Origin of the sequence: Streptomyces sp. NPDC018026, from assembly GCF_044327745.1 — a bacterium.
Lineage (GTDB): Bacteria > Actinomycetota > Actinomycetes > Streptomycetales > Streptomycetaceae > Streptomyces > Streptomyces rubrogriseus.
Genome location: NZ_JBIRFY010000006.1, coordinates 472,235 through 496,721 on the forward strand (window position 1 = coordinate 472,235; position 24,487 = coordinate 496,721).

General features: G+C 74.5%; 23 protein-coding genes. 13 read left to right on the forward strand and 10 right to left on the reverse strand.

The annotated features are described in order from the left end of the window. Positions 1-14: 14 nt before the first annotated feature. The 7 genes from ACH4D3_RS21825 (at position 15) to ACH4D3_RS21855 (ending at position 6,965) form a co-directional block, all read left to right on the forward strand. Complete coding sequence (locus ACH4D3_RS21825; protein WP_398324273.1) at positions 15-1,061, forward strand: ketoacyl-ACP synthase III family protein; 1,047 nt, start codon at positions 15-17, stop codon at positions 1,059-1,061. A gap of 196 nt (positions 1,062-1,257) precedes the next feature. Then, a complete protein-coding gene (locus ACH4D3_RS21830; protein WP_398324275.1) occupies positions 1,258-2,529 on the forward strand; it encodes a beta-ketoacyl-[acyl-carrier-protein] synthase family protein in 1,272 nt (423 codons plus the stop codon). Continuing rightward, on the forward strand, positions 2,526-3,746 hold the full coding sequence (locus ACH4D3_RS21835; RefSeq protein WP_398324277.1) for a ketosynthase chain-length factor: 1,221 nt from the start codon (positions 2,526-2,528) through the stop codon (positions 3,744-3,746). Before ACH4D3_RS21830 ends, ACH4D3_RS21835 begins: the two co-directional genes overlap by 4 nt. After that, the gene (locus ACH4D3_RS21840) at positions 3,743-4,876 is read left to right on the forward strand and encodes an acyltransferase domain-containing protein (RefSeq protein ID WP_398324279.1); all 1,134 of its coding nucleotides are present in this window, start codon (positions 3,743-3,745) and stop codon (positions 4,874-4,876) included. Before ACH4D3_RS21835 ends, ACH4D3_RS21840 begins: the two co-directional genes overlap by 4 nt. Next, positions 4,846-5,637, forward strand: a complete 792-nt coding sequence (locus ACH4D3_RS21845; protein ID WP_398324281.1) for an SDR family NAD(P)-dependent oxidoreductase — start codon at positions 4,846-4,848, stop codon at positions 5,635-5,637. The genes ACH4D3_RS21840 and ACH4D3_RS21845 overlap by 31 nt, the downstream gene beginning before the upstream one ends. Positions 5,638-5,694: 57 nt before the next feature. After that, positions 5,695-6,636, forward strand: coding sequence for an aromatase/cyclase (locus ACH4D3_RS21850; RefSeq protein ID WP_398324283.1), 942 nt, complete (start codon positions 5,695-5,697; stop codon positions 6,634-6,636). Between the two features lie 65 nt (positions 6,637-6,701). After that, positions 6,702-6,965, forward strand: coding sequence for an acyl carrier protein (locus ACH4D3_RS21855; protein WP_398324285.1), 264 nt, complete (start codon positions 6,702-6,704; stop codon positions 6,963-6,965). Positions 6,966-7,117: 152 nt separating this feature from the next. Here the strand turns inward: ACH4D3_RS21855 and ACH4D3_RS21860 are convergent, their stop codons facing one another. After that, positions 7,118-7,588: a nuclear transport factor 2 family protein gene (locus tag ACH4D3_RS21860; RefSeq protein ID WP_398324287.1), complete on the reverse strand. Its 471-nt coding sequence runs from the start codon at positions 7,586-7,588 to the stop codon at positions 7,118-7,120. A gap of 213 nt (positions 7,589-7,801) precedes the next feature. On the opposite strand from ACH4D3_RS21860, the gene ACH4D3_RS21865 reads away from it, so the two are divergent. Further along, positions 7,802-8,581, forward strand: coding sequence for a cyclase family protein (locus tag ACH4D3_RS21865; protein WP_398324289.1), 780 nt, complete (start codon positions 7,802-7,804; stop codon positions 8,579-8,581). Positions 8,582-8,676: 95 nt separating this feature from the next. Here the strand turns inward: ACH4D3_RS21865 and ACH4D3_RS21870 are convergent, their stop codons facing one another. Next, on the reverse strand, positions 8,677-9,168 hold the full coding sequence (locus ACH4D3_RS21870; protein ID WP_398324291.1) for a nuclear transport factor 2 family protein: 492 nt from the start codon (positions 9,166-9,168) through the stop codon (positions 8,677-8,679). Positions 9,169-9,344: 176 nt separating this feature from the next. Between ACH4D3_RS21870 and ACH4D3_RS21875 the strand changes: the two genes are divergently transcribed. Continuing rightward, positions 9,345-10,919, forward strand: a complete 1,575-nt coding sequence (locus tag ACH4D3_RS21875; RefSeq protein ID WP_398324293.1) for a class I adenylate-forming enzyme family protein — start codon at positions 9,345-9,347, stop codon at positions 10,917-10,919. A gap of 31 nt (positions 10,920-10,950) precedes the next feature. On the opposite strand, the gene ACH4D3_RS21880 is transcribed toward ACH4D3_RS21875, so the two are convergent. The 7 genes from ACH4D3_RS21880 to ACH4D3_RS21910 form a co-directional block, all read right to left on the reverse strand. After that, positions 10,951-11,172: an acyl-CoA carboxylase epsilon subunit gene (locus tag ACH4D3_RS21880; protein WP_398324295.1), complete on the reverse strand. Its 222-nt coding sequence runs from the start codon at positions 11,170-11,172 to the stop codon at positions 10,951-10,953. Between the two features lie 44 nt (positions 11,173-11,216). Beyond that, the gene (locus tag ACH4D3_RS21885; protein WP_398324297.1) at positions 11,217-12,911 is read right to left on the reverse strand and encodes an acyl-CoA carboxylase subunit beta; all 1,695 of its coding nucleotides are present in this window, start codon (positions 12,909-12,911) and stop codon (positions 11,217-11,219) included. After that, positions 12,908-13,969, reverse strand: coding sequence for a nucleotide disphospho-sugar-binding domain-containing protein (locus ACH4D3_RS21890; protein WP_398324299.1), 1,062 nt, complete (start codon positions 13,967-13,969; stop codon positions 12,908-12,910). The genes ACH4D3_RS21885 and ACH4D3_RS21890 overlap by 4 nt, the downstream gene beginning before the upstream one ends. Before the next feature lie 142 nt (positions 13,970-14,111). Beyond that, positions 14,112-14,885 (reverse strand): BTAD domain-containing putative transcriptional regulator, encoded by a 774-nt coding sequence (locus ACH4D3_RS21895; RefSeq protein WP_398324301.1) that lies wholly within the window; start codon positions 14,883-14,885, stop codon positions 14,112-14,114. 151 nt (positions 14,886-15,036) lie between these two features. After that, positions 15,037-15,642: a DNA-binding response regulator gene (locus ACH4D3_RS21900; RefSeq protein WP_398324303.1), complete on the reverse strand. Its 606-nt coding sequence runs from the start codon at positions 15,640-15,642 to the stop codon at positions 15,037-15,039. A 187-nt stretch (positions 15,643-15,829) separates the two neighbouring features. Then, entirely contained in the window at positions 15,830-18,118 is a 2,289-nt protein-coding gene (locus tag ACH4D3_RS21905; RefSeq protein WP_398324305.1) for a TOMM precursor leader peptide-binding protein, read from the reverse strand. Positions 18,119-18,161: 43 nt separating this feature from the next. Beyond that, complete coding sequence (locus ACH4D3_RS21910) at positions 18,162-18,491, reverse strand: hypothetical protein (protein ID WP_398324307.1); 330 nt, start codon at positions 18,489-18,491, stop codon at positions 18,162-18,164. A 500-nt stretch (positions 18,492-18,991) separates the two neighbouring features. Between ACH4D3_RS21910 and ACH4D3_RS21915 the strand changes: the two genes are divergently transcribed. Beyond that, the gene (locus ACH4D3_RS21915) at positions 18,992-20,251 is read left to right on the forward strand and encodes a sensor histidine kinase (RefSeq protein ID WP_398324308.1); all 1,260 of its coding nucleotides are present in this window, start codon (positions 18,992-18,994) and stop codon (positions 20,249-20,251) included. 24 nt (positions 20,252-20,275) lie between these two features. On the opposite strand, the gene ACH4D3_RS21920 is transcribed toward ACH4D3_RS21915, so the two are convergent. Next, positions 20,276-20,545, reverse strand: a complete 270-nt coding sequence (locus tag ACH4D3_RS21920) for a DUF6059 family protein (protein ID WP_398324310.1) — start codon at positions 20,543-20,545, stop codon at positions 20,276-20,278. A 234-nt stretch (positions 20,546-20,779) separates the two neighbouring features. Here ACH4D3_RS21920 and ACH4D3_RS21925 point away from each other — a divergent pair, with 234 nt between their 5' ends. The 3 genes from ACH4D3_RS21925 to ACH4D3_RS21935 all read left to right on the forward strand — a co-directional run bounded on the left by ACH4D3_RS21925 (position 20,780) and on the right by ACH4D3_RS21935 (position 24,269). Then, positions 20,780-21,472, forward strand: coding sequence for an alpha/beta fold hydrolase (locus ACH4D3_RS21925; protein WP_398324312.1), 693 nt, complete (start codon positions 20,780-20,782; stop codon positions 21,470-21,472). 155 nt (positions 21,473-21,627) lie between these two features. Beyond that, positions 21,628-23,397 carry an acyl-CoA dehydrogenase gene (locus ACH4D3_RS21930; protein ID WP_398324314.1) on the forward strand — a complete coding sequence of 590 codons (1,770 nt, stop codon included), beginning with the start codon at positions 21,628-21,630 and terminating at the stop codon, positions 23,395-23,397. Then, entirely contained in the window at positions 23,394-24,269 is an 876-nt protein-coding gene (locus ACH4D3_RS21935; protein WP_398324315.1) for a 4'-phosphopantetheinyl transferase family protein, read from the forward strand. The genes ACH4D3_RS21930 and ACH4D3_RS21935 overlap by 4 nt, the downstream gene beginning before the upstream one ends. Positions 24,270-24,487 lie beyond the last annotated feature (218 nt).

The window sequence follows — 24,487 nt, forward strand, 5'->3', positions numbered from 1 at the left end:
CGGGTGAGATTGCCATGAGGTACGAACAGGACGTCTTCGTCGCCGGTGTCGCCGGCGTGCTGCCCCCGCTGCACCCGGTGCGGGACGCCGTGGCGGCCGGCCTGCTCGACGAGCGGACGGCGCGCCAGACACGGATGGAGAGCGTGGCCGTGTCCCCGGGCACGGCGGGCCCGGAACTGGCGGCCGAGGCCGGTCGGGCGGCGCTCGCGCACGCCGGGCTCGGCGCCGTCGACCTCGATCTGCTGCTGCACGCGAGCGTGCACTACCAGGGCCACGACCTGTGGCCGCCCGCCTCCTACGTACAGCGGGCGGTCCGCGCCGACACCTGCCCCGCGATCGAGATCCGCCAGATGTCCAACGGGGGGATGGCCGCGCTGGAGCTGGCCTCCGGGTACCTGCTCGGCGCCCACGACCGGTCCGCCGCGCTGCTCACCGCAGGCGACCGGTTCTGCGCCCCGGCCTTCGACCGCTGGCGCTCCGACCCCGGCACGCTCTACGGCGACGCCGGCGCCGCCGTCGTCCTGTCCCGCCGCTCCGGCTTCGCCCGGCTGCTGAGCCTGGCCACGGTCTCCGACCCCGAGCTGGAAGGCATGCACCGCGGCGACGACCCCTTCGGCGCCGCTCCGTTCGGCCGGCGCCCGGTGGTCGACCTGGAGGCGCTCAAGCGCGCCCACGTCGCCCGCAACGGCATGTCGTTCTGTGTGGCCCGGGTCTCCGCGGGACAGCGCGCCGCGCTCAAGAACGCCCTCGCACAGGCCGACGTCGAGCTGGAGCGGATCGACCTGTTCGTCCTGCCCCACCTCGGGCGGCGGCGGCTCGACGCGGCCTTCTTCCAGCCGTTCGGCATCCCCGTGGAGCGCACCGTCCTCGACTGGGCCGGCACGGTGGGCCACCTCGGCGCCGCCGACCAGTTCGCCGCGCTCGCCCACCTGGCCGCCGAGGGGCGGCTGACCCCCGGGCGGCTGGTCCTCCTCGTCGGTGTGGGAGCCGGGTTCACCTGGTCCTGCGCCGTGCTGCGGATCGTCGACACCCCGCCCGTACCGGCCGCTCCCGACGCCTGACTCTTCTCTTCCCCCGTCGCTTCTCCCATCGCTTCTCCCATCGCTTCCCCCACTGCTTCTCCCCTCCCTTCCCCCGACTTCGCCACGCGCCCGCACCAGCGGAAGGACTGAGCAACGTGAGACAGATCCAGCACCACCCACGGGCCGAACGACGGCCGGTGCACCGAACGACGGCGCACCGAACGGCGGCGCACCGATGACCCGCCGAGTGGTGATCACCGGCATGGGAGCCGTCGCACCGGGCGGCGTGGGCCTCAAGGCCTACTGGGAACTGCTGACGGCGGGCCGCTCCGCGACCCGGACCATCACCCACTTCGACGCGTCGCCCTTCCGTTCCCGCGTCGCCGCCGAGGTCGACTTCGACCCGCGCGCGGCGGGACTGGGACCGCAGGAGATCCGACGGCTGGACCGCGCCGCGCAGTTCGCGGTCGTCAGCGCCCGCGAGGCCCTCCAGGACAGCGGTCTCGACCCGGTGTCGTACCCCGACCCGGGCCGGATCGGCACCACGCTGGGCAGCGCGGTGGGCTGCACCACCAGCCTGGAACGCGAGTACGTCGTCGTCAGCGACGGCGGGCGCACCTGGGAAGTCGACCACGAGTACGCCGTACCGGCCCTCTACCGGCACTTCGTGCCCAGCTCGATGGCGGCCGAAGTGGCCTGGCAGGCCGGCGCCGAGGGGCCCGCTGCCGTCGTCTCCACCGGCTGCACCTCCGGCCTGGACGCGCTCGGCCACGCGGCGGAACTCATCCGCGACGGCTCCGTGGACGTCATGGTCGCCGGCGCCACGGAGGCACCGATCTCCCCCATCACCTCCGCCTGCTTCGACGCCATCCACGCCACCACCCCGCGCAACGACGACCCGGAGCACGCCTCCCGGCCGTTCGACCGCACCCGAAACGGACTGGTGCTCGGGGAGGGTGCGGCCGTACTCGTCCTGGAGGAGCTGGAGAGCGCGCGCCGGCGCGGCGCGCACATGTACGCCGAGATCGCCGGGTACGCCTCGCGCTGCAACGCGTACCACATGACGGGCCTGAAGCCGGACGGCGTGGAGATGGCGGAGGCCATCGACCGTGCCCTCGACGAGGCACGGATCGCGCCCGAGGACATCGACTACGTCAACGCGCACGGCTCCAGCACCAAGATGAACGACCGGCACGAGACCGCCGCGTTCAAGCGGAGCCTCGGGGCGCACGCCCACCATGTACCGGTCAGCTCCGTCAAGTCGATGATCGGGCACTCGCTGGGCGCGATCGGCGCCCTGGAGGTCGCGGCCTGCGCGCTCGCCATCGAGCACGACGTCGTCCCGCCCACCGCGAACCTGCACGAACCCGACCCGGACTGCGACCTCGACTACGTGCCGCTGACCGCCCGGGACCACGACACCGACGTGGTGCTCAGCGTGGGCAGCGGATTCGGCGGGTTCCAGACGGCGATGGTGCTCGCCGCACCGGACAGGAGGCAGCCGTGAGAGCCGTCGTGACCGGGCTCGGTGTCGCCGCACCGAGCGGCCTCGGCACCGGGGCCCACTGGAAGGCCGCGCTCGACGGGAGCGGCGCCATAGGCCCCGTGACCCGCTTCGCCGCCGACTCGTACCCCACCCGGGTCGCCGGCCAGGTCGACGGGTTCGAGCCCGCCGGGCACCTGCCCAGCCGGCTGCTGCCCCAGACGGACCACATGACGCGGCTCGCGCTGGTGGCGGCGGACGAGGCACTCGGCGACGCGGCCGTGGACACCGCCTCGCAGGACCCGTACGGCATGGGTGTGGTCACCGCCGCCTCCGGCGGTGGCGTGGAGTTCGGCCACCGCGAGCTGCAGAACCTGTGGGGCCGGGGCAAGGAGTACGTCAGCGCCTACCAGTCCTTCGCCTGGTTCTACGCCGTCAACACCGGCCAGATCTCCATCCGGCACGGCCTGCGCGGCCCCAGCGGGGTGCTGGTGGCCGAACAGGCCGGCGGGCTGGACACGCTGGGGCAGGCCCGGCGGCACCTGCGCCGCGGCACGCCGCTGGTCGTCGCCGGCGGGGTCGACGGGGCGCTGTGCCCCTGGGGCTGGGTGGCCCAGGTGTCCACCGGGCGGCTCAGCAGGGTCGACGACCCGGGCCGGGCGTACCTGCCGTTCGCGGCCGGCGCACCCGGGTACGTGCCCGGTGAGGGCGGCGCCCTGCTGGTCGTCGAGGAGGCCGGGGCGGCCCGCGCCCGCGGGGTGCACCGGGTGTACGGAGAGATCGCCGGGTACGCCGCCACGCTGGACCCGCGTCCGGGTTCCGGGCGGCCTCCCGGGCTGGAGCGCGCCATGCGCACCGCGCTGGCCGACGCCGGCGCCGCACCGGGCGACGTGGACGTGGTGTTCGCGGACGCGTCGGGGGTCGTCGGACACGACCGCGACGAGGCCGCCGCCCTGGTCGCCGTGTTCGGACCGGAAGGCGTGCCGGTCACCGCGCCGAAGGCGGGCACCGGCCGGCTCTTCGCCGGCGGTGGGGCGCTGGACGCGGCGACCGCACTGCTCGCCCTGCGCGACGGGGTGATCCCGCCGACGCCCAACGTGGAGCGTGCCGACCCCGCTTACCGCATCGACCTGGTCACGGGCGCCGCGCGGGAACTGCCGCTGCGCACCGCGCTGGTGCTGGCCCGCGGTGACGGCGGCTTCAACAGCGCCGTGGTGCTGCGCGGGGGCGACGCCCGGTGAACGCCGTCGCGAGCGCCGCGGGAGTCGTGGCGGCCGCCGCGGGCGACGCCGCGCCGTCGGTGGCCGTACTGCTGCCCGGCCAGGGCTCGCAGTACCCGGGCATGCTGCGCGGGCTGTACGGGACCGAGCCGGTGTTCACCCGGGTACTGGACGAGGTGTTCGAGCGGCTCGGCGAGGAGGGCGCGCGGACCAGGGACGACTGGCTGGGCCACTCCCCGGGCGTCCCGCTGGACGACGTGCGCCGTGCCCAGCCCCTGCTGTTCGGGCTGGACGTGGCGCTGGGCACACTGCTCGCCTCGTGGGGTGTGCGGCCCGCCGCGTACCTCGGGCACAGCGCCGGTGAGTACGCGGCCGCCGTACTCGCCGGGATCATGAGCCTGGACGACGCCGTGGACGTGCTCGCCGCGCGCGTGGAGTCCCTGGCGGGGGCCCCGCCCGGCGGCATGGTCGCGGTGGCGGCGAGCGCGGCCCAGGTCGCCCCCCGGCTCACCCCGCAGGTCGTGGTGGCCGCCGTGAACGCGCCGTCCCAGGTGATGCTGGCCGGCCCGCACCCGGACCTCGGCGAGGTCACCGCGGCGCTCACCGAGGACGGGACGGCGTGGATGCCGGCCAAGGCCACCACCGGGTACCACAGTCCCTCGGTGGCCGGGGCCTGCGCGGCGACCGTACCCGCCTACCGGCGGATCTCCCTGCGCGCGCCGCACACCCCGGTGGTGTCCGGGTACACCGGACGGGAACTGGCCGATCCGCTCGTGCGCGAGCCGCGGTTCTGGGCCATGCAGCCCTCCCGGCCCGTGCACTTCGGGGCGGCGCTCAGCCATCTCCTCGGGCCCCGCGGTCCATTGGGGGCCGGGCCGTTCCTGCTGGTGGAGGCCGGTCCGGGGCAGGGCCTTTCGACGGTCGCCCGCCGCCATCCCGCCGTCACCCGGGGCGCCGGCACCGTCGTCCCGCTCTCCCCGGCGCGGGCGGGGGCGGAGCGCGACCGGGCGCAGCTCGCCGAGGCGGCCCGCCGTCTGCGGCCGGTCGCCGACCCCGCCCTCCTGCCCGCCGGTTCCGCTCACACCGTCGCTTCCACCCCCGTTCGAGGAAAGGACACGTCATGGACACCAGCCGACGCCGTGCGGCACTGATCACCGGCGGCACCAGCGGAATCGGCCTGGCCTGTGCCGAGCTGCTGGCCGAGCAGGACCACGCGGTCTTCCTGTGCGCCCGCGACCAGGACGCCGTGGACACGGCCGTGGAGAAGCTGCGCGCCGCCGGTCACGAGGCCGCCGGGGCGCGAGCGGACGTGACCTCGAAGCAGGACGTCAAGGACCTGGTGCGGGCCGCCGCCGACCGGTTCGGACCGCTGCACGTGCTGGTGAACAACGCCGGTCGTGGTGGCGGCGGCGTCACGGCCGAGTTGCCCGACGCGCTGTGGGAGGACGTCGTCGAGACCAATCTGAACGCCGTCTTCCGGGTCACCCGCGAGGTGCTCACCAGCGGCGGCATGCTCGACCGCGGCGCCGGCCGCGTGGTCAGCATCGCCTCCACCGGCGGCAAGCAGGGCGTGGTGCTCGCGGCGCCCTACTCGGCGTCGAAGCACGGCGTCGTCGGTTTCACCAAGGCCCTCGGGCTCGAACTGGCCCAGGCCCGCTCGGGCATCACGGTGAACGCGGTCTGCCCCGGGTACGTGGAGACGCCCATGGCGGGCCGGGTGCGCCGCGGGTACGCGGAGCACTGGGGCACCACCGAGCAGGACGTCCTCCAGCGTTTCCAGGCGAAGATCCCGCTCGGCCGCTACTCCACCCCGCAGGAGGTGGCGGGCCTGGTCGGCTACCTCGCCTCGGACACCGCGGGCTCCATCACGGCGCAGGCGCTCAACGTCTGCGGCGGTCTGGGCAACTACTGAGACCCGGCGCCCGCCGCTCCCCCTCCCCTGTCGTTCTGCTCCTGGAAGGAAGCATCCGTGCAAACGGTCCATCACACCCGCCACGAAGTACTCACCAGCGCTCCGCCGGACCACGTCTTCGCCCTGGTGGCCGACGTGACCGGCTGGCCCCAGGTGTTCGGCCCCACGGTGCACGCCGAGGTGGCCGAGGAGAAGGAGGGCGAACAGCTGCTGCGCATCTGGGCGTTCGCCAACGACGAGGTCCGTTCCTGGACCTCCCGCCGCACCCTGGACCGGTCCGCCGGCACGGTCGCCTTCCGCCAGGTGGTCTCCTCGCCGCCGGTGGCGGGGATGGGCGGCGAGTGGCGCGTCGAGCGGGTCGGCGACGCGACCCGGGTGGTGCTGCTGCACGACTACAGCGTCGTCGACGACGACCCCGGGGCGACGGCCTGGGTGGCCGACGCGGTGGAGCACAACAGCGAGGCCGAACTGGCCGCCCTCCGCGGCGCTGCCGAGACCGGCGTGCAGCGGCCGGAGCTGACCTTCTCCTTCAGCGACAGTACGGAGATCCAGGGGTCGGCCGACGACGTGTACGCCTTCCTCGACCGCGCCGACGCCTGGCCGCGGCGGCTGCCGCACGTCGCCGCCGCACGCTTCACCGAGGAGCCGGGCGGCGTCCAGGTACTGGACATGGACACCCGCGGCCCGGACGGCTCGGTGCACAACACCCGCTCGGTGCGGGTGAGTTTCCCCGAGCGCGGCCTGCTGGTCTACAAGCAGCTCAAGGTCCCGCCCGTCATGACGGGCCACACCGGCCGCTGGACGGTCGAGCAGCACGGCGACACCGTCACCGCCACCTCCTGGCACACCGTGAGCCTGGACCCGGCCGGCGTCCGGGAGCAGCTCGGCGCCCGAACGACCCCGGCCGAGGCGCGGACGCTGGTGCGCCACGCCCTGGGCACCAACAGCTCCACGACGCTGCGGTACGCGAAGGAGTACGCCGAGAAGCGTCGAGGCTGAACACCGAACACCCGGAACGAACACCCGGAACGAACGCCGGGAACGAACACCACGGAAGGATCACCATGGGACACCTGACACTGGACCAGCTCCTGGACATCCTGCGCGACTGCGCGGGCGAGGACGAGAACGTGGACCTGACCGGAGAAGTGCTGCACACGTCCTTCCTGGACCTCGGCTACGACTCGCTGGCCATGCTCCAGGCCACCGGACGCATCGAGCGCGACCTCGGCCTGGTACTGCCCGACGACGTCGTCGCCGAGGCGGAGACGCCGTACCAGCTGCTGGCCGTCGTCAACGCGACGCGCCCCGCACAGGCCGCCGCCTGACCCGGCCCCCCATGCCGCCGCCCGCCCACCGTTCGATGGGCGGGCGGCGGCATGCGGCGTGCCGGCGGGACGCGGGCATGATCGTGCCCCGGTCGCGGGGGACGTCGACCGGGGCACGGGTTCAGGGGGCGTACGACCAGGGGCGGGCCGTCCTAACGGGTCGCCGGTGGCAGGTCGTCGCGGTCCACGTGCCGGGACAGGATGCGCAGCCGGCCGTCCTCGCGGGTGAGGACGTCCTCGCACACGGTGCTGGCCAGCAGCGTGGGGGCACCGTCGTCGGCGCCCCGGCGGGTGGCGACCACCAGGACGTACGCGCGGGCGAGCAGCAGGCCGTCGGGGCGCTGCTCCACGGTGAGCTGCGTGAGCATGTGGCGGTGGACGACGCCCTGGGCGGCACGGTCCGCGAACATGCGGGTCACGGCCGCCTCGATGACCGGCCGGCCGGTCACCGGCTCCGGGCGGGCGTTGGAGCTGAAGGTGCCCGCACGGGCGAACCCGGTGGCCCAGGCGACCGGGTCGCCGCCGTCGCCGGCCTGGAAGTGGCGGGCGTAGAACTCCTCCACCTCGTGGCGGAGTCGCGGGTCGGTGCCCGGGGTGACGGCCTCCGGCTGCGCGGTCGGCATGGCGGTTCCTCCGATCAGTGGGGCGGACGGCGGTCACGCGTGCCGCGCCGCCGGTACGACGGTGGCGGCGCGGGCTCGAGGGCGGCTAGGCCGGCGCTGAGGGCCGCCGCGCGTTCACGACTGCTCCAGGGAGGTACGAGGGGCGTTGCACAGGATGGCCGGAACAGCGCCACCGCCACACCGGCGTTCCGTCCCGTCTGCGAGGAGCAGCCCATGGCACTGATCGATCTGTCGTCCCCCGTGGACAGCACGTTCTGGGAGCCGGACCCGGTGACCCACACCATCATGTCCGCGCAGGAGGGCGCCCGGCACATGGCCGACGGGATGCGCCGGGCGTTCGGCGTGGACTTCGACACCTCCGTGCTGCCCGACGGCGAGTTCCTGACCAACGACTTCCTGACCCTGACCGCGCACACCGGCACGCACGTGGACGCGCCCGCCCACTACGGCTCCCGCGGGCCGGGCGGCACCGAGCCGCGCACCATCGACCAGATGCCGTTGGACTGGTTCCACCGCCCGGCCTTCACCCTCGACCTGCGCGGCGCCGGGACCGGCACGGTCGACGCGGCGTTCCTGGAGAAGGCGATCGCGGACACCGGCTACCCGCCGCAGCCGCTGGACATCGTGCTGCTCGACACCGGCGCCGCCGAACGGGTCGGTACGCAGAGCTACTTCACGGACTTCACCGGGCTGGACGGCTCGGCGGTGCGCTTCCTGCTGGACCTGGGCATCCGGGTCATCGGCACCGACGCGTTCAGCCTGGACGCCCCCTTCGGCCACATCATCCGAACCTTCCGGGAGACCGGTGACCCGGGCGTGCTGTGGCCGGCCCACTTCGCGGGGCGGGAGACCGAGTACTGCCAGATCGAGCGACTGGCCGGGATCGAGGCGCTGCCGCGGCCGTTCGGCTTCACCGTCAGCTGCTTCCCGGTCAAGATCGCCCGGGCCGGCGCGGGCTGGGCCCGGGCGGTGGCGCACGTGCCGGAGCCGTGAGCGGCCGCACACCTGCCGCGGGGCGGGTCTCCGGTGAGGAGGCCCGCCCCGCTGTACGTGTCCGAGTACCCGGGGGTACCCGGCGGAGTACGCGGTCAGCCGAGCGGCGGCAGGTCGTCGCGCTGCACGGTGCGGCTGCGTACCTGCCAGCCGTCGTCCCCGGCGATCACCTCGTCCGCGCAGACCGTGCTCAGGTAGGCCTGTGGGCCGCCCCCGCGGGGCGTCTCGACGAGCAGGACGTAACTGCGGGTCGCCAGCGCGCCGTCCGGCAGGTCGTCGACCGTCAACGAGGTGAGCAGGTGCCGTCGTACGACGCCGCGGGCGGCGCGCGCCGCGCCGAACCGGCGGGTCGACTCCCGGACGGTCTCCCGGCCCCGGACGGGGGCGGGCAGGGCGTTGCTGACGAAGAGGGTGTCCTCGGTGAACGTCCGCGCGTACGCGTCCGCGTCGTCCGAGTCGGCGGCGTGCATCTGGCGGGCGTAGAAGTCCAGCAGCGAGCGGTGGCGTTCCACCGCGCGAGCGTCGTCGTGGGCGGCGGTGTCGTGGGCGGTCGTGTCCTGGGCGGTGGTGTCCTGGGCGGTGGTCATGCGGGCTCCTGACGCGGGCGTGGGCGCTGAGCTCGGCAGGCTGGTGGCGACCGCTCGGCACGGACTCGGGCGGCTCTCGTTCAGGAGTGCTCGATCTGCCCTCCAGCCGGGCCGCGCAGGGTGCGGGCACGCGCGTCCCGAAGGGGGTCCGCGCACCCGAGAAGGGACGGAAGACCGTGACCACAGCTCCCACCCAGGCCGCCGGAAGCGGGCGGCCGGTCCTGTTGGACGCGCTCCCCGGGGCGGCGGCCCGTCGCTGCGGCGACCGGATCGCGATCCGCGTCGCCGGCGGTGCGGACCTGACGTACGCGGGTCTGGACGCCAGGATCGACGCGATCGCCGCCGTACTGCGCGCACGGCTCGGCACCGGCAGGCGCCGGGTCGTGGCCGTCTCCTCCGTCCTCGGACCCGACTTCCCCGCGGTGTACTACGCGGTGGTCCGCAGCGGTCACGTGGTGGCCCCGGTCAACCCGCTGCTGCCGCCGCACCTGTGGCAGGCGTTGCTGACGTCGGTCGGCGCCGGTGCGGCGGTGCTGGGGGACGACGTGCGCGCGCGGGTGGGGCGGGCGCTGGACGGGGTCGCGAGCCTGCGGCACGTGCTGGGCTTCGAGGAGCTGCCGCCGGCGGGCGGGCCCGTGCCGGACACCGGGCCGACGGCCGACGGCAGCCGGGGCGCCGAGGACGACGTCGCGGCCCTCATGTTCACCAGCGGCAGCACGGGGCGGCCCAAGGCCGTCGCACTGACCCACCGCAACCTGGTGGCGGGCGCGGGCCAGATCGGCTCCGCCCACGGCCTGGGCGCGGACTCCGTGGTGCTCAACGGCCTGCCGATCTACCACCCCATGCATCTGAACGCCGCGGTGCGGGCCGGGGCCACCCAGGTACTGGCGGGCTGCCCGGACCCGGTCGACGCCGTGCACGCCGGGGCCGCCGCGGCGGCCACGCACTTCTACGCGCTGCCGTTCCAGCTGGCCCGACTGGCCGCCGACCCGCGTCTCGGCACGCTGGCCCTGCCGCAGGCGCGGCTGATCGGGACCGGAGGGCTGCCGCTGCCGCCGTCGGCGGTCCGGCGGCTGACCGAACGCCTCGGCGTGCCCCTGGTCCAGGGGTACGGGCTGACCGAGACGGCGGGGCTCGCGCACTCCGCGGGCGCCGAGGGCGCGGCCGCCGGTTCGGTGGGCCCGGCGCTGCCCGGGGCCAGGACCCGGGTGGTCGGCCTCGCCGACCGCAAGCCGCTGGGGCCGGGGCAGGTCGGTGCGATCGAGGTGGCCGGACCGCACGTGGCGGCCGGCTACGCCCGGGCGGACGCGGCCGGTGCGCTGACCGTCACCCCGCTCGCCGACGCCGAGGGCTGGCTCGCCACCGGCGACGCCGGACGGCTCGACGCGGACGGCACGCTGTTCGTCCTGGACCGGATCGGCGACCTGTACCGGCACGGCGGCGAACTCGTCTCGCCGGGGCGCGTCGAGAGGCGCCTGGGCGCCCATCCGGACGTACGGGAGTGCGTGGTGCTGGGCGTACCGGCCGAGGGTGCCGCGGACGGGGAGGCCCTGACGGTGGCGTTCGTGGTCACGCGCCCCGGCGGCCCCGGGGTCGAGGACCTGGTGGCCGAGCTGGACCGGGGCCGGCCGGCCGCCGAGCGCGTGCACCGCGCCGAGCACCTGGACGCCCTGCCCCGGCTGCCCAACGGCAAGGTGGACCGGGCCGCGCTGCGCGCACGCGTCCCGGCCCCGGCGGCGGCGGCCCGCTGACCGCGCCGGGGGTCGACCCGGACGACACCCTTCAGCCCGCCCGTTGCCAGGACGCCGTCGGTACCTCGGGCGGGCTCCAGCGGGTCCGGCGGGCCCCGCGGTGGCCCGTGGCACGGGCCCGGGGGCCGCGGCGGGGCAGGACCGCCAGGATGGCCGCGGTGACCGCGGCGATCTCGTCCGGGGTCGGGTCTCCGTGGAAGACCAGCAGCGGCTTCGGGGGCTGCTCGGCCGCCGACGCGTCGGTGGGCGTCACCGCCGGAGGGAGGGGGAAGGGCGTGGAAGTGGTCGTCCGTGAGGTCATTGCGGCTGATTCCCATGCTTGCGGGCCGGGCCCGCACGGTGCTTGGCGCGCAGCACGGCGAGCGCGTCGATGAGCACCCTGCGGGTGTCGGCGGGGTCGATGACGTCGTCCACGAGGCCGCGCTCGGCGGCGTAGTAGGGATGCATGAGTTCGGTGCGGTACTCCTCGACGAGCCGCGCTCGGGTGGCCTCCGGGTCGTCCGCGGCGGCGATCCGCCTGCGGAAGACCACGCCCGCGGCGCCCTCCGCGCCCATGACGGCGATCTCGTTGCCGGGCCAGGCGAAGGACAGGTCGCAGCCGATGGAGCGGGAGTCGAGCACGATGTACGCGCCGCCGTACGCCTTGCGCAGGATCACCTGGACGCGGGGCACGGTGGCGTCGCAGTACGCGTACAGCAGCTTCGCGCCGTGCCGGATGATGCCGCCGTGCTCCTGGTCCACGCCCGGCAGGAAGCCCGGCACGTCGACGAGCGTGACCAGCGGGATGCTGAACGCGTCGCAGAACTGGACGAAGCGAGCGGCCTTCTGGGAGGCGTCGATGTCCAGGACACCGGCGGACACCGAGGGCTGGTTGGCGACCAGGCCCACGGTCTGGCCGCCGAGCCGGGCCAGCGCGCACACCACGTTCGGCGCCCACAGTTCGTGCACCTCGGTGAAGTCGCCGTCGTCGACGATTTCCGCGATGACCGGACGGATGTCGTAACTGCGGCGGGGCTCGGCCGGGACCAGGTCGAGCAGCGCCTCGCAGCGCCGGTCGACGGGGTCGTCGGGCTCGGTCTCCGGGGGGAGTTCGCGGTTGTTGGCCGGCAGCAGGGTCAGCAGGTGGCGCACCTCCGCCAGGCAGGTCTCCTCGTCGTCGTGCACGAAGGCGGCGACCCCGGAGCGTGCCGCGTGCACCTCGGCGCCGCCCAGTTCCTCGTGGGTGACCTCTTCCCCGGTCACGGCCCGCACCACGTCGGGGCCGGTCACGAACATCTGGGAGGTGGAGCGCACCATGAACACGAAGTCGGTGAGTGAGGGCGAGTAGGCGGCCCCGCCGGCGCACGGGCCGAGCATGACGCTGATCTGCGGCACGACGCCGGAGGAGCGGACGTTGCGCCGGAAGATCCCGCCGTACCCGGCGAGGGCTGAGATGCCCTCCTGGATACGGGCGCCGGCCCCGTCGTTGAGGCTCACCAGCGGTGCGCCGGCCGTTTCGGCCAGGTCCATCACCTTGTGGATCTTCTGGGCGTGGGCCTCGCCGAGGGCGCCGCCGAAGATCCGGAAGTCGTGGGCGTACGCGAAGACCCGCCGTCCCTCCACCAGCCCCCAGCCGGTGACCACGCCGTCGGTGTGGGGCCTGCGGTCCTCCAGGCCGAATCCGGTGGCCCGGTGCCGGCGCAGGGTCTCGATCTCGTGGAACGTCCCCTCGTCGAAGAGCAGTTCCAGCCGCTCTCGGACGGTGAGCCGGCCCCGCCGGTGCTGGGCCTCGGTCGCCGCCTCCCCCGGTCCGGCGGTGGCGAGCGCCCGCAGCTCGGCGAGCCGGCCGGTCAGTTCGCGCAGGTGGGGTGTGCCCTGTCCGGCGCCCGGGGACGCGGGGCGCGGCGACCCGGTCGCGGACGCCGCCAGGGGGTGTCGTTCGCCCTCCTCCGCCTTGCGGCCGCACGCTCCCCGAGGCGCGGTCGTGGGCCGTTCCGCCTCTTCGACGCTCATGTCGCCCGTTCACCTTCCTGTTCCTGTCGGCGGTTCGCCGCGGGCCTTCCGCGGTGCCGGCCCGGCCGGTCCTCCGGCGGGCGGGTCGGGCGCACCGGGCCGATGCGCCGCGCGCCCGCGGCGTATTCCTCCAGCGGGCCGACCAGTGCGTCCGGCGGCGACAGCGCCGCCATCTCGGACCTGAGCCGTTCCGCGGCGGCGAGGGCCCGGCCGCCGTGCAGCAGTTCGGCCAGCCGCCGCCGCAGCCGCAGCGCGTCCGTCAGGTCCGCCGCGTCGTCGGCGTCGTTCGCCGCGAGGCGCTGTCCGGCGCCGATCCGGTGCAGCCGGTCGCCGGGCGGGCGGACGTCGGCGAGCACGAGCTGCGGGACTCCGACGGCCGCGGCGGCCGGTGTGACGTCCGGCCCTCCCTCGTGGACGACGCCTGCGCTGGTGGCCAGCACCGTGCCGATCAGGTGCGGATCGGCGAACCGCACGGGCCCCTCGAAGGCGTCCCGGTAGACGTACCGCGTGCGCAGGTCGGCCACGACCACGAGTTCCGCGTCGAGCCCGTGCACCGCGCGGGCGAGACGGCGTACCCGGGCGGGCGGCCACACGCCGTGCCCCGCGCCGGGACGCAGGCACACCCGCAGCCGGCCGGGGGGTGTCCGAAGCCAGCGGGGCGCGGGCCGCGCCGCGGCCGGCTCCTCGTGCCGCACCGCCCACGCTCCGGCCTCGGCGTCGGTGCGCAGCGCGGGCGGGCAGGGGTCGACGCACCACGGTCCGGCGTCGCCACCGTGCCGGGGGACCGGATCCCGGTGGTCCAGGGCCGTCCAGTGGACCACCGGGCCGTCCTGCGGCCAGGGGGCGGTCGCGTCCCCGTCCTGCGCGCGCACCACCAGGTGCGGGCGCCAGCCCGGTTCGGGGGGCCGCACGGACAGTCCGGGGCCGAACACGTAGCCGTCCGGCCGCACCGGCGCCGCGATCCGCACCTCGTGCCCGGCGGCCGCGCAGGCCAGGGCGGTCGGTGCCATCGGGGACAGGTGCGGCAGGGAGCGCCGTGCGGCGAACAGCACACGCATGTCTCCCCCTCGCAGCCCGGGGCCGAGCGCTCTCACCGCGCAGGGCCGGCACCGCTCAGCACACACCGGGCCGCTGGAGGGACGTTGGGGAGACGCTGGAGTCCCGTCCCCGGAACGGGGCTCGCGACGGGGCGGTGCCGGGTCAGGCGGGGGAGGTCGTCGCCGCCCGGGGGCGCACCCCGGCCGCCAGGCGGCGCAGTTCCTGTGAGGGCAGCAGACCGTACTGCTCGTCGAGGCGCCGGCACAGGGCGTCGTAGACGGCGAGCGCGTCCTCGGGGCGGCCGGAGCGGTCCAGTGCCCTCATGTACAGCGCCTGGAGGGCCTCGTCGTGCGGGTGGGCGGCGGTGAGCGAGGCCAGTTCGGGCAGCAGCCGCCGGTGGGCGCCGAGCCGCAGTTCCGCGGCGATCCGGCGTTCCGTGACGCCGGTCCGGCTCTGTCGCAGCCGCATGGCCTCCAGGCCCAGCACCGCACCGGTGGACACGTCGGCGAAGGCGTCGCCGTGCCACAGGCCGAGCGCCGTGCGGAACAGCCGGGCTCCGCGCGCGTCGTCGCCCCGCTCCACCGCGGTCTGCGCCTCGGCGCACAGCCGGTCGTACACGTGCGCGTCGACCGCGTCGGGTCCGGTCAGCAGCGCATAGCCGCCGGGCCGGGTCACCAGCACCTCGCGGGCGGCGGCCGGGTCGCCCAGGGCCTGGCCGATGAACGTACGCAGTTGCAGGACGTACGTCTGCACGCTGATGTGGGCCTTCGGGGAGGCGTCGGCGCCCCAGACCTCCTCGATGACGGAGGGGACGGTGACGACCTGGCCGGCCTGGACCGCGAGCAGGGCGAGGATCTGGCGGGGCTTGGCCGCGGTGGGGACGATCGGAACACCGTCGATGGCGGCGGAGAACGGGCCCAGCACGGTGAGCTTCATGGGTGTCCCTCCCTGGACGGTCGTCCCGCGGACCGGTGGTCCCCGGTTCAACAGACCGTCGCACGCGGCGCGCGCGGCGGGCCAGTGAGCGGGAACCGGATCCCGGGTGAATCCCTCATGACCGCGCCGTGAGGGATTCACCCGGGGGCGCTCACAACCAGCCCGACGAGCGGGCGATGCGGATCGCGTCGACGCGGTTGCGGGCACCGAGCTTGTAGACGACCGTCGTCAGGTAGTTGCGCACCGTGCCCACGGACAGGTGCAGGCTCCGGGCGATCTCCCCGACGTCGTCTCCGGCCGCGGCCAGGCGGAGCACGTCCGTCTCGCGCGGCGTGAGCGGGCATTCCGCGTGGTCGAGTGCGGCGAGCGTCAACTGGGGGTCGAAGACCCGGTCGCCGCCGGCGACGGCGCGGATGGCGTCGGCCAGCCGGTCCGGTCCGGCGTCCTTGAGCACGAACCCGCGGACGTTGGCGTCCAGGGCGCGGCGCAGATGGTTGGGCCGGCCGAGGCTGGTGAGGATCAGCACCCGGGTGGCCAGTCCGCGTTCGTGCATCTCCTGGGCCGCGGAAAGGCCGTCCAGGACGGGTAGTTCGATGTCCAGGACGGCCACGTCCGGTTCGAGGTCCGCCACCCGGCTGACGATCTCGGCGCCCGACTCCAGTTCGGCGACGACCTCGATGTCGGGCTGCATGGAGATCAGCTCCACCAGAGCCCGTCTCAGCATGCGCATGTCTTCCGCAATCAGGATCCTGACCACGAGTGCACTCTCACCCCCTCAGGCCGTCCGCGCCCCCGCACGGAGTTGGCCGGAAACCACACTACGTGCCGGAGCCGGTGACGAGAGTGACTCGTGAACAGACGGGTTCGGCGTATTACCGCGATTTTGAACAGGCGGCGGGACGTACCGGACCGACTGGCACATTTGCCGGAGCCGGACCCGCCGGTCACAGGAACATGGGCACCGGATTGAGCCGCTCGTACGGCGTCGGTTCGGCGAGTCTGCCCAGTGCCACGGGTACGTCGTAGAGCCGGCCGGGCGCGAACCTGGCCCAGAAGTGACGCATGCCCGGCACGATCGTCTTGACCACCGGGAGGCCGACGTCCGGCCGGGTCTGGTCGAGGACGAGGAGTTCCATGCCCCGCTCGGCGACGGCAGCGCGGATGGCCGTGACGTCGTCCAGCAGGTCGGCGCGGGGCGCGTAGCGGTAGTCGCGACGGGCCCGCGGCGCGGTGGTGCGGTCCGGCAGCAGGTAGGGGTGCCCGGCCACGGTCGCGGTGGCCCACCAGTGGGTCAGCCGCTCGTCCGGGCACCCGTAGCCCGTTCCCCGCGGCCCGGCGCTCACCACGGCCGGCATCATCTGGTTCATCTCGGCCAGTGCGCGGCACAGTGCCACGGACGGGTCGAAGTGGGCGCCGAAGCCGAAGAGGATGTCCTCGGTGGCGCCGCCGGTGCGCCGGGTGATCGCGGCGAAGGCGGGGATTCCGAAGTCGGAGGTGACGTCGAGGGCCCACACCTCGCGTCCCAGCCCGGCATGGACCGCGCGGACGCGGTCGATCCAGGGCTCCCGGAAGGAGTCGAGGTCCACGCCGGGCTGACGGGTGCGGTTGTACCACCACAGGGCGACGGCGTCGCGCTCCACGAGTTCCAGGAAGCCCTGGACGACTGCGTCCTCGAGGCTGGTGCCGCCCGCGTTGCCGTTGGAGTCGGCCCGCACACCGCCGAGTCCGGGGGTGCGCGGTGCGTCGTAGTACAGCAGGGCCGTGGGCAGCAGGCGGTGCTCACCGCCGGTCATGGACCACACGGGCGTCCAGTCGACGGGGGCGGACTCGTCGAACGGGGCGACGCCCTGGCGGGGGTGGTGGAGCAGGCAGTCGGCGGGGTGCACGGCACGGTCCGCCACCTCGTGCCAGCTCGCGCGGACGACGGCTTCTCCACCCTGGAAGGTGCCGGAGTGCCGTTCCAGGGACTCGCACAACGCGCCGACCCGGGCGTCGAGTTCGGTCATCCCCTTGCCGCCGCTCTCGCTGCGCAGCCGGGCGGCGGCGCCGGTGAGTCCGTGCGCGCCCTGGGCCTGGTTGTGTCCGGCGCGGAAGGAGTTGAACTCGGCGGGGCCGCGGGGGTCGCGTTCCACCGCCTTGACCACTCCGGTGATCGGGCTGATCAGGTGCTCGTAGGCGCGCAGGGTGCGCGCCGCGGAGACCGCCCGGTGGCCGTTGCCGGTGCGTTCGGCCTTCGGGCGGGAGCGCATCGTCACGGACCGCAGCACCTGCCGGGACACCAGGGTGGGATCGCCGCAGCCCGGGCACTGGGGGCGGGCCCGCAGCGGGTGCAGTCTGCTGGTGAATCCGATGGTGTCGAAGGTCAGTACTCCGTCCTGGCCCGCGTAGCGGTGGCCGGCCAGCCACTTCACGCCCTCGGCGACGGCCAGTTGGTGGCCGAGCAGCAGGCTCGCGGGGGTCTCGGCCGGCGGGTGCGGCACCGCGCGGCCGAGGCGGGCGCGCAGATGGGCCTCGGTGGTGCGGTGGCCGGCCATCCGGTGGGCCAGGCACTGCCAGCAGGCCGACTCTCCGGGCCGGAAGACCGGGCCGACCCAGGGGGTGGTCCCGTGCGGCTTGGCCAGCAGCCAGGGTCTCCCGGCGGCGCGCTGGCGTTCGTCCAGGACGCGCAGGGCGGGGTCCAGGTAGTCGTCGCAGAACACCAGGGTCAGGCCGGCGTCCGCCGGATCGTCGGTCACCGTCAGGCCGGAGGCCGCACAGGTCCGGGCGGCGGCCCGCGCGTCGGCGCCGCCCAGCGCCTCGACCCGTACGGTGAGGGGGTTCAACGGTCCCGGCGCACCCGCCAGTTCCCAGTAGGCCGCGGCGGCACCGGCGACGGGAGCGGGCTCGACGACGGTGTCCCGGAGGGTGGCGGGTCCCGGCCCGCGGTGCGTGGCGGGGTCTTCGGGGGCGGGGCCTTCGGGGGCGGCCCCGTCCGTGCCCGGCCCGGCGGCCGGTCCGGGGTCTCCGCTGAGCAGTTCGGCCTCGCTCAGCCGGCCGATGGCCATCGCCACGTCGATCGCGGAACACCGGGGCGCCGCGTCGGCGACCAGGGTGCGGAAGTCCCTGGTGCCGTCCAGCAGCGGCGCGACCACCTCCACCCGGTCGTCCTCGAAGGCGACGATGCCCCGTTCGGACACGACGTACGTGCCCTCGCCCGGGACGACCTCGGCCCGTACGTGTCTTCTGAACCCCACTCTCAGCACTGCGTCCCCCAAGTCGTCGTGCGGTCCGGTCGGATCAGCGGTTCGTGGTGGCCGGCTCGGCCCCGGTGCCGTACTCCGTGTCGGCGATGCACAGCGTCAGCAGGCACACGCTCGCGTCCCCGAGTCCGGAGAAGTCCTCGCGTACGACGCCCTGCCCGGCCGGCCGCGGCAGCGCGGGGGTACGGGCGCCGGCGCCGGCCGCGAGTCCGAACTCGGCGAGCACGGCGGACGGGGCGGTGGCGTAGCGCCGGGCGGTCGCCGGGTCGAGGAACGCGCGGGTCATCAACTCGGCGAACCTGAGCTCGTCGTCGGGGGTGGCGAGGGCCGAGTCGATCTGCGGGTCGGTGAGGACGGACTGGTTCATGGTGACTCCCTTGGGATCGCACGGCGCCACGGGCGCCGGTTTCGTCGGTGCTGCACTGGACGTGCGGTGCGCTGTGTCCCGGACGTTTCACGCCAACGGCCGTCGCGTCGCGGGCCGGCCGGCCGGGCGTCGTACGGAGTGCGGACGACCGCGTGGGCGGCGCCGGAGAGCCTCGGGCGCGGTGGCCGGAACTCTGCCATCCGCGGCGGTGTGCCCAGGCGCCGGACTGTCCTTCGCGATCGGTACTGCCGGGGTGGTGCCCTCTGTGCTGGGCATGAGTTAACGCAATACCACTGGCCCGAAGCCAGTTAACGCCTCATGTGTGGGGATGTGAATTCTTCACTGGTCGCCATATACCCGCGTCAATCGGGCCGTTGAGCAGGACGTTTCGCGGGAATCCGGGCATCTCCCCGGAAGCTTTCTGTGTACCCTCCACAGGATGGCCACCTCCGTTATGATTCGGACGCCGGTTCGGGGGATCCAGGACGACTGGAGGTCGGGTGCCGCAGCAGGCTGAACGGAGAAGAAGGGTTCCGCCCAAGCGAACGAATTCCGCCGCGCCGGACCTGGCGGCGGTCAGTTCCGCGGCCCCCAGTCCGGCCATCGCCTCGGTACTGGTCGTGGTGGTCTTCGCGGGCTATCTGCTCATGCAGTTGGTGAATGTGCTGGACTCCGCTCCCGGCGGCGCGGAACTCCTGACGTGTGTGGGCGTCCCGCCGGCCCTGGCGGCCCTGCAGTACCTCCACTCCGCACCGCACATGGCGGCCGCGCGCGCCCGGTTGCTGCCGTGGAGCCTCGTCCTGCAGACGGCGCTGACCTTCGCTCCGCTGATCGCGTTCGGCTGGCACTGGGGCGGTATGGCCGGATTTCTCGCAGGATCGTTACTTCTGCTGCTGCCACGGGTCACCGGCTGGGTGCTGTTCGGCCTCACCACGGTCGCCGTCGTGGTGATCTCGGCGCTGCAGTCGCTCGGCGTCGTCAATGTCGCCTACATGGGGGTGTCCACGGCGCTCACCGGACTCGTCCTCTTCGCGGTGGCCCGGCTGGCCGCACTCGCCACCGCGATCCACGCGTCGCGGGACGAGCTGGCGCGGATGGCGGTCGCCAGGGAGCGGCTGCGATTCGCCCGCGATCTGCACGACCTGCTCGGCTACAGCCTCTCGTCCATCACGTTGAAGAACGAGCTGATCGCCCGCCTGATCGACAGCAACCCGCAGCGGGCCCGCGAAGAGGTCGCCGAGGTGCTCACGATCGCCCGGCAGGCGCTGGCCGACGTGCGCGAAGTGGCCCGCGGCTACCGGGACATGTCGCTGCTGGTGGAGGCCGAGTCGGCGCGCTCGGTCCTGAAGGCGGCCGGTATCGACGCCCGGATCGACGTGTCCGTCACCGGCCTGTCGTCCACGGCCAACACCATCCTGGCGACGGTGCTGCGCGAGGGCGTGACCAACATGCTGCGGCACAGCCAGTCCAGCACCTGCTCGATCACCACCTCGCTGGACGAGGAGGAGGAGTTCGTCGAGCTGGAGATGGTCAACGACGGGGTCGGGAGCGACACTTCGGTCCCCAAGAGCACGGTGCCCAACGGCACGGGGCTCGGCAACCTGGCCGCCCGGGTCGCCACCGTCGGGGGCGGGCTGCGCGTGGGGCCCGACCGCGACGACGAGGCGGGGGTCTTCCGGCTGGTGGTCCAGGTGCCGACGGACGCGGCGCCGACGGACGCGGCGGGGTCCCGGGACACCGCCGGCCGGCTGACCGTCTGACCCGTCCCGCCGCCCGCACCCCGCTCAGCGCAGGTCCAGCTCCCACCGCAGCCGCGACTCCAGCGAGGTGAGCGGCACGTCCGGCCGCAGCCGTTCGGGATGTCCGGGCCCGGGCCCCGTCAGCCGCCCGTGCGGCCCGGTGCCCGCGTACCCGCCCAGGAGCCGCCGCCACTCGTCCTCCGGCAGCGGCACCCAGCACGCGCCGGAGACGACCAGCGCCCGGTAGACGGCCGTCAGCACGCCCTCCGTCCGGCGCAGCAACGCCCGGCCGCGTCTCGCTCCCCCACCCGTCACGCCCTCTCCTCCCGTCGATCCGGTCCTCTTCCCGGCAGCGTCCCGCTCCACGCTCACGTCCGGCTCGAACCCTGCTCGACGGCGGGCCCCGCCCTGCCCCGCCGTCGGCTTCAGCGGCACTCGAGGAGCTGCGCGGACACTCGTTCCGTTTCCCCAGGACCCGCGTGCCCTCGTGCCGCCGTGGGAGGAGTGAGTGATGACCAGGCCCGTTACCGGTCACGTGGCGAGGGCCTGATGGCAGCCGAGGGGCCCGTGTGGTGGGGAGGAGCACCGGGCCGGCTTCCCGGGCCCCTGGTGGTCGTCGTCACCGCGGGCCTCGGCGGGCCGCACCGGTACGCGCCGTTGCTCGACCGGCTGGTGCGGCGCGGGTACACCGTGCTCGCCACCGGGCCGCCCCGGGCGCCGCTCGGCTCCGGCCGTCCCGAGGCGCCGCTGTCGCGGATCGTCGACGACGGGGCGCGGGCGGCCAGGGTCGAGGAGCTCCAGGTGATCGGCTTCGGTCTCGGCGGGCGGCTCGCGCTGGGCGCCGCCGCCCGGGACGACCGGATCCGGGTGGTCCAGTTGGTCGGCGCCCCGGTGGCCCGGCTGTTCGACGAACCGGAGCGGCTGCTGTCCCTGCCGACGGGCGAGCTGGACGCCCTCGTACGGATGACCGGGGCCTGCCGCCGGGAGCTGCTGCCCGAGGTGCTCGGCGCCCTGGCCCTGCGCCCGGAGACGCTCTACCCCCTGAGCGGGCTGGTGCGGGTCGGCTACGCGGCCGACGACCCGCTCACCCCGCCGCAGGACCTGGCCCTGCTGAAACTCGCCCTGGAGCGCAGCGAGTTCCGGGCCTTCCCGGCCGGGGTCGGCCCCACCGCGTCCAGCCGCGCGGTACGGCGCTGGCTGGTGGAGGGGGTGGCGCCGCCCCGGCGGGCCGCGCGCCCCTGACAGCCCGGGACCGCCTGCCCGATCTCCTCGGACACCGGCCGTCGGCGGCGGGCCGGGAACGCCGCCTCGACTCCCGGTCGAGGCCGTCTCCAGCCCGTGGGGTCACCGTGCGGGGGACTGTCCTTCGCGACCCCTCTCCACGCCCTGGGGTGACCATGTACGAACACGACGACATCCTCGCCGCCGTCACCGGCGACGACACACAATGGCGGCCCGACCGGTTGACCCGGCTCCGGGCGCGTCTCGACGAGATCGAGGACGGCCTGGGCGACCCGTGGCACCCCGACAACCCGATGGGGTTCGACGCGGTCCTCGATGCGGACCGGTCGGGACAGACCTCGGCGGTCGGCGTCCGACGGTTCCAGAGCCTCGGCCTGCCCGCCGAGCTGGTGCCCGAGTCGCTCGGCGGCCGGATGGCGGGCGCCGACCTGCTCGGCCTGGTGATGCGGCCGGTCTTCCGGCGCGATACGGCGCTGGCCTTCAGCCACGGCTTCACCCCGTTCCTCGGGGCCCAGATGGTCTGGCTGAACGGCGACGCCCGTCAGTGCGGCCGGATGGCCTCGGTGATCCTGCGCGGCGGCACGGTGGGAGTGGCCTGCCAGCGTTTCGAGCACGAGAGCGAGTTCCACTCCCAGGAGTACACCGCCGCCTGGAGCGACGACGGCATGCTGCGGCTCAACGGCCGCAAGAACGCCATCAACAACGCGCACACGGCGGAGCTCCTCATCGGCTTCGTGCGCACCGGCGACGGCGACACCGACTACTCGATCCTGATGTTCGACCCGGCCACGGTGCCGCCCTCGCGGGTGCGGGCCCTCGGCCGGCACCGCACGACCGGAGTGCGGGGCGTGCAGGCGGCCGGCCTGCAGTTCACCGACTGCCCGCTGCCGGGCGAGTCACTGGTCGGCACCTGGGGCGACGGCGTCGCGCTGAGCCTGCGCGCCTACCCCGCGGTGCACGCCGTCTTCCCCGCCATGACCGTCGGACTCGCCGACACGGCCCTGCGGGCCGCGGTGCGCGCCGCGCAGGAGCGGGAGTTCGGCGGGGCGGCCGGGGACGCCTCCGCGCGTTCGGCGCTCGCCGGCACCTTCGCCGACCTGCTGGTCGCCGACTGCCTCTCGCTGACGGCGAGCCGTTCGGTGCATCTGCTGCCCGACCAGTGCGACGTGCTCACGGCGGTCACCAAGTACATCGTGCCCAAGATAGTCAGTGAGGCCCTGTACGACCTGTCGGCCGTGATGGGCGACGCCTTCCATGCCGACCAGGGCCACCACGCCGTCTTCCGCAAGCACATGCGGGACCTGTCCACCATCACGTTCGGGCATGTCAGCAGTGCCATCTGCCAGTCGGTGATCGCGCCCTACCTGCCGGCCCTGGCACCCGGCGCGCCCGCCGTGGCCCCGACCCCGGCCGACCTGTTCCGGCTGGAGGTGCCGTTGCCGCCGATGGACGGCGAGCGGCTCGCCGTGTTCGGGGGCGGCGACGGGCTGCTCGACTACCTCGACCACGCCGCGCTCCGGCTGCCCGACGCGCTCACCGGGCAGGACCACACGGACCTGATGCGGGACCTGGTCGCCGGGCTGTGCGCCGAGGCCGCCGAGATCCGCGAGGAGGCCGGCAGGCTCACCGCGTCGGCGGGCGGGCTGCTGCTGGACACCCACAGCTTCCCGCTCAGCGAGCGGTACGCGCTGGTGCTGGCCGCGGCGGCCTGCGTCGGTGTGTGGCTGAACGCGGGGGCGGGCGGCGACGACTTCCTCACCGACCCGGCGTGGGCGGCGCTCGCCCTGCACCGGCTGCTGCGCCGGATCGGCAGGTCCGTGCCCGCGCTGCCCCGTTCGATCGAGGGCCGGCTGTGCGACGAGGTGCTGGAGCGGGTCCGCGTCCCGCACAGTCTGGACCTGCTGCGCACCCGGTGCGCGGGATGAGCCCGCTGCGCGGCGGCCCCCGGCCGCCCCTGTGCCCGCCGAGCCGGGTCGACGGGCCCGGTGGACCGTGGGCCCGGCTCCTGCACGACCTGGACACGTCGGGCGTGGGTCTGGTGTACGCCTCGCTGGCGGACTGGCGGCCGCAACTGCCGCCGGAGGAGGAACGCCGCTTCCTGCTCGGGCGGGACTGGGCGCGCTACGACAGGCTGGGGGGCGGGCAACTGCGCGACCGGTTCCTGGCCACCCGGCTGCTGATCCGGTGCACCGCGGCGGTCGCGCTGGGCACGGAGGCCGACTCGCTGGAGCTGAGCTACGGGCTCAACGGGCGGGTGCACCTGCGCGGTCACGACCAGATCGACGTGAGCCTGAGCCACACCGGTGACCTGCTGCTGTGCGGGATCACCTCGCTGGGGGTGATCGGGGTCGACGCGGAGCCCCGGGAGCGACGGCTCAGCGGTCGGGACGTGGAGACGCTGATGTGCACGGCGCCGGAACGGCTGCGGCTGGCGGCGACGGCGGACGAGGAGCGCAACGGGGTGCTGCTCTCCCTGTGGACGCTGAAGGAGGCGTACAGCAAGGCGCTCGGGCAGGGGCTGCGCTTCCCGTTCACCGAGTTCGGATTCCGCACGGTGGCGCAGCGGGGGCCGGCGGTGGAGGACGGGACCCCGGCAGCCGAAACGATCCTGCTCGAACGGTCCGACGGTACGCCCGTCGCCGACGACACCTGGCGGTTCGCGACGTTCGACCTGCCCTCAGGCCATCTGGCGGCGCTGGCGCTGCAGGACACCCGCCGCTCGGACCAGCCGGACACCCGCGCCGGTACGGCCCTGAACCGGCAGATCCTGGCGGCCATCGGCACCCTGGACCACTGAACCGGCACCCGCACACCCGCAGGGCGGCCCCTCCGCACGGGCCGCCCTGTCGCGCGTCCGGAGCCCGGTGGGCCGCAGGGCCGGAGGGCCGGTGGGCCGGATCCGCCGTCCGGCACGGGGGTGGTCCGCTTCCACCCCGGCTCTAGGTCGTGTCAAGGCCGCACCGCCACTGTGGACTCGCCGATGAGACCGCTTCGGGACCTGGGGCGGCGTCCATC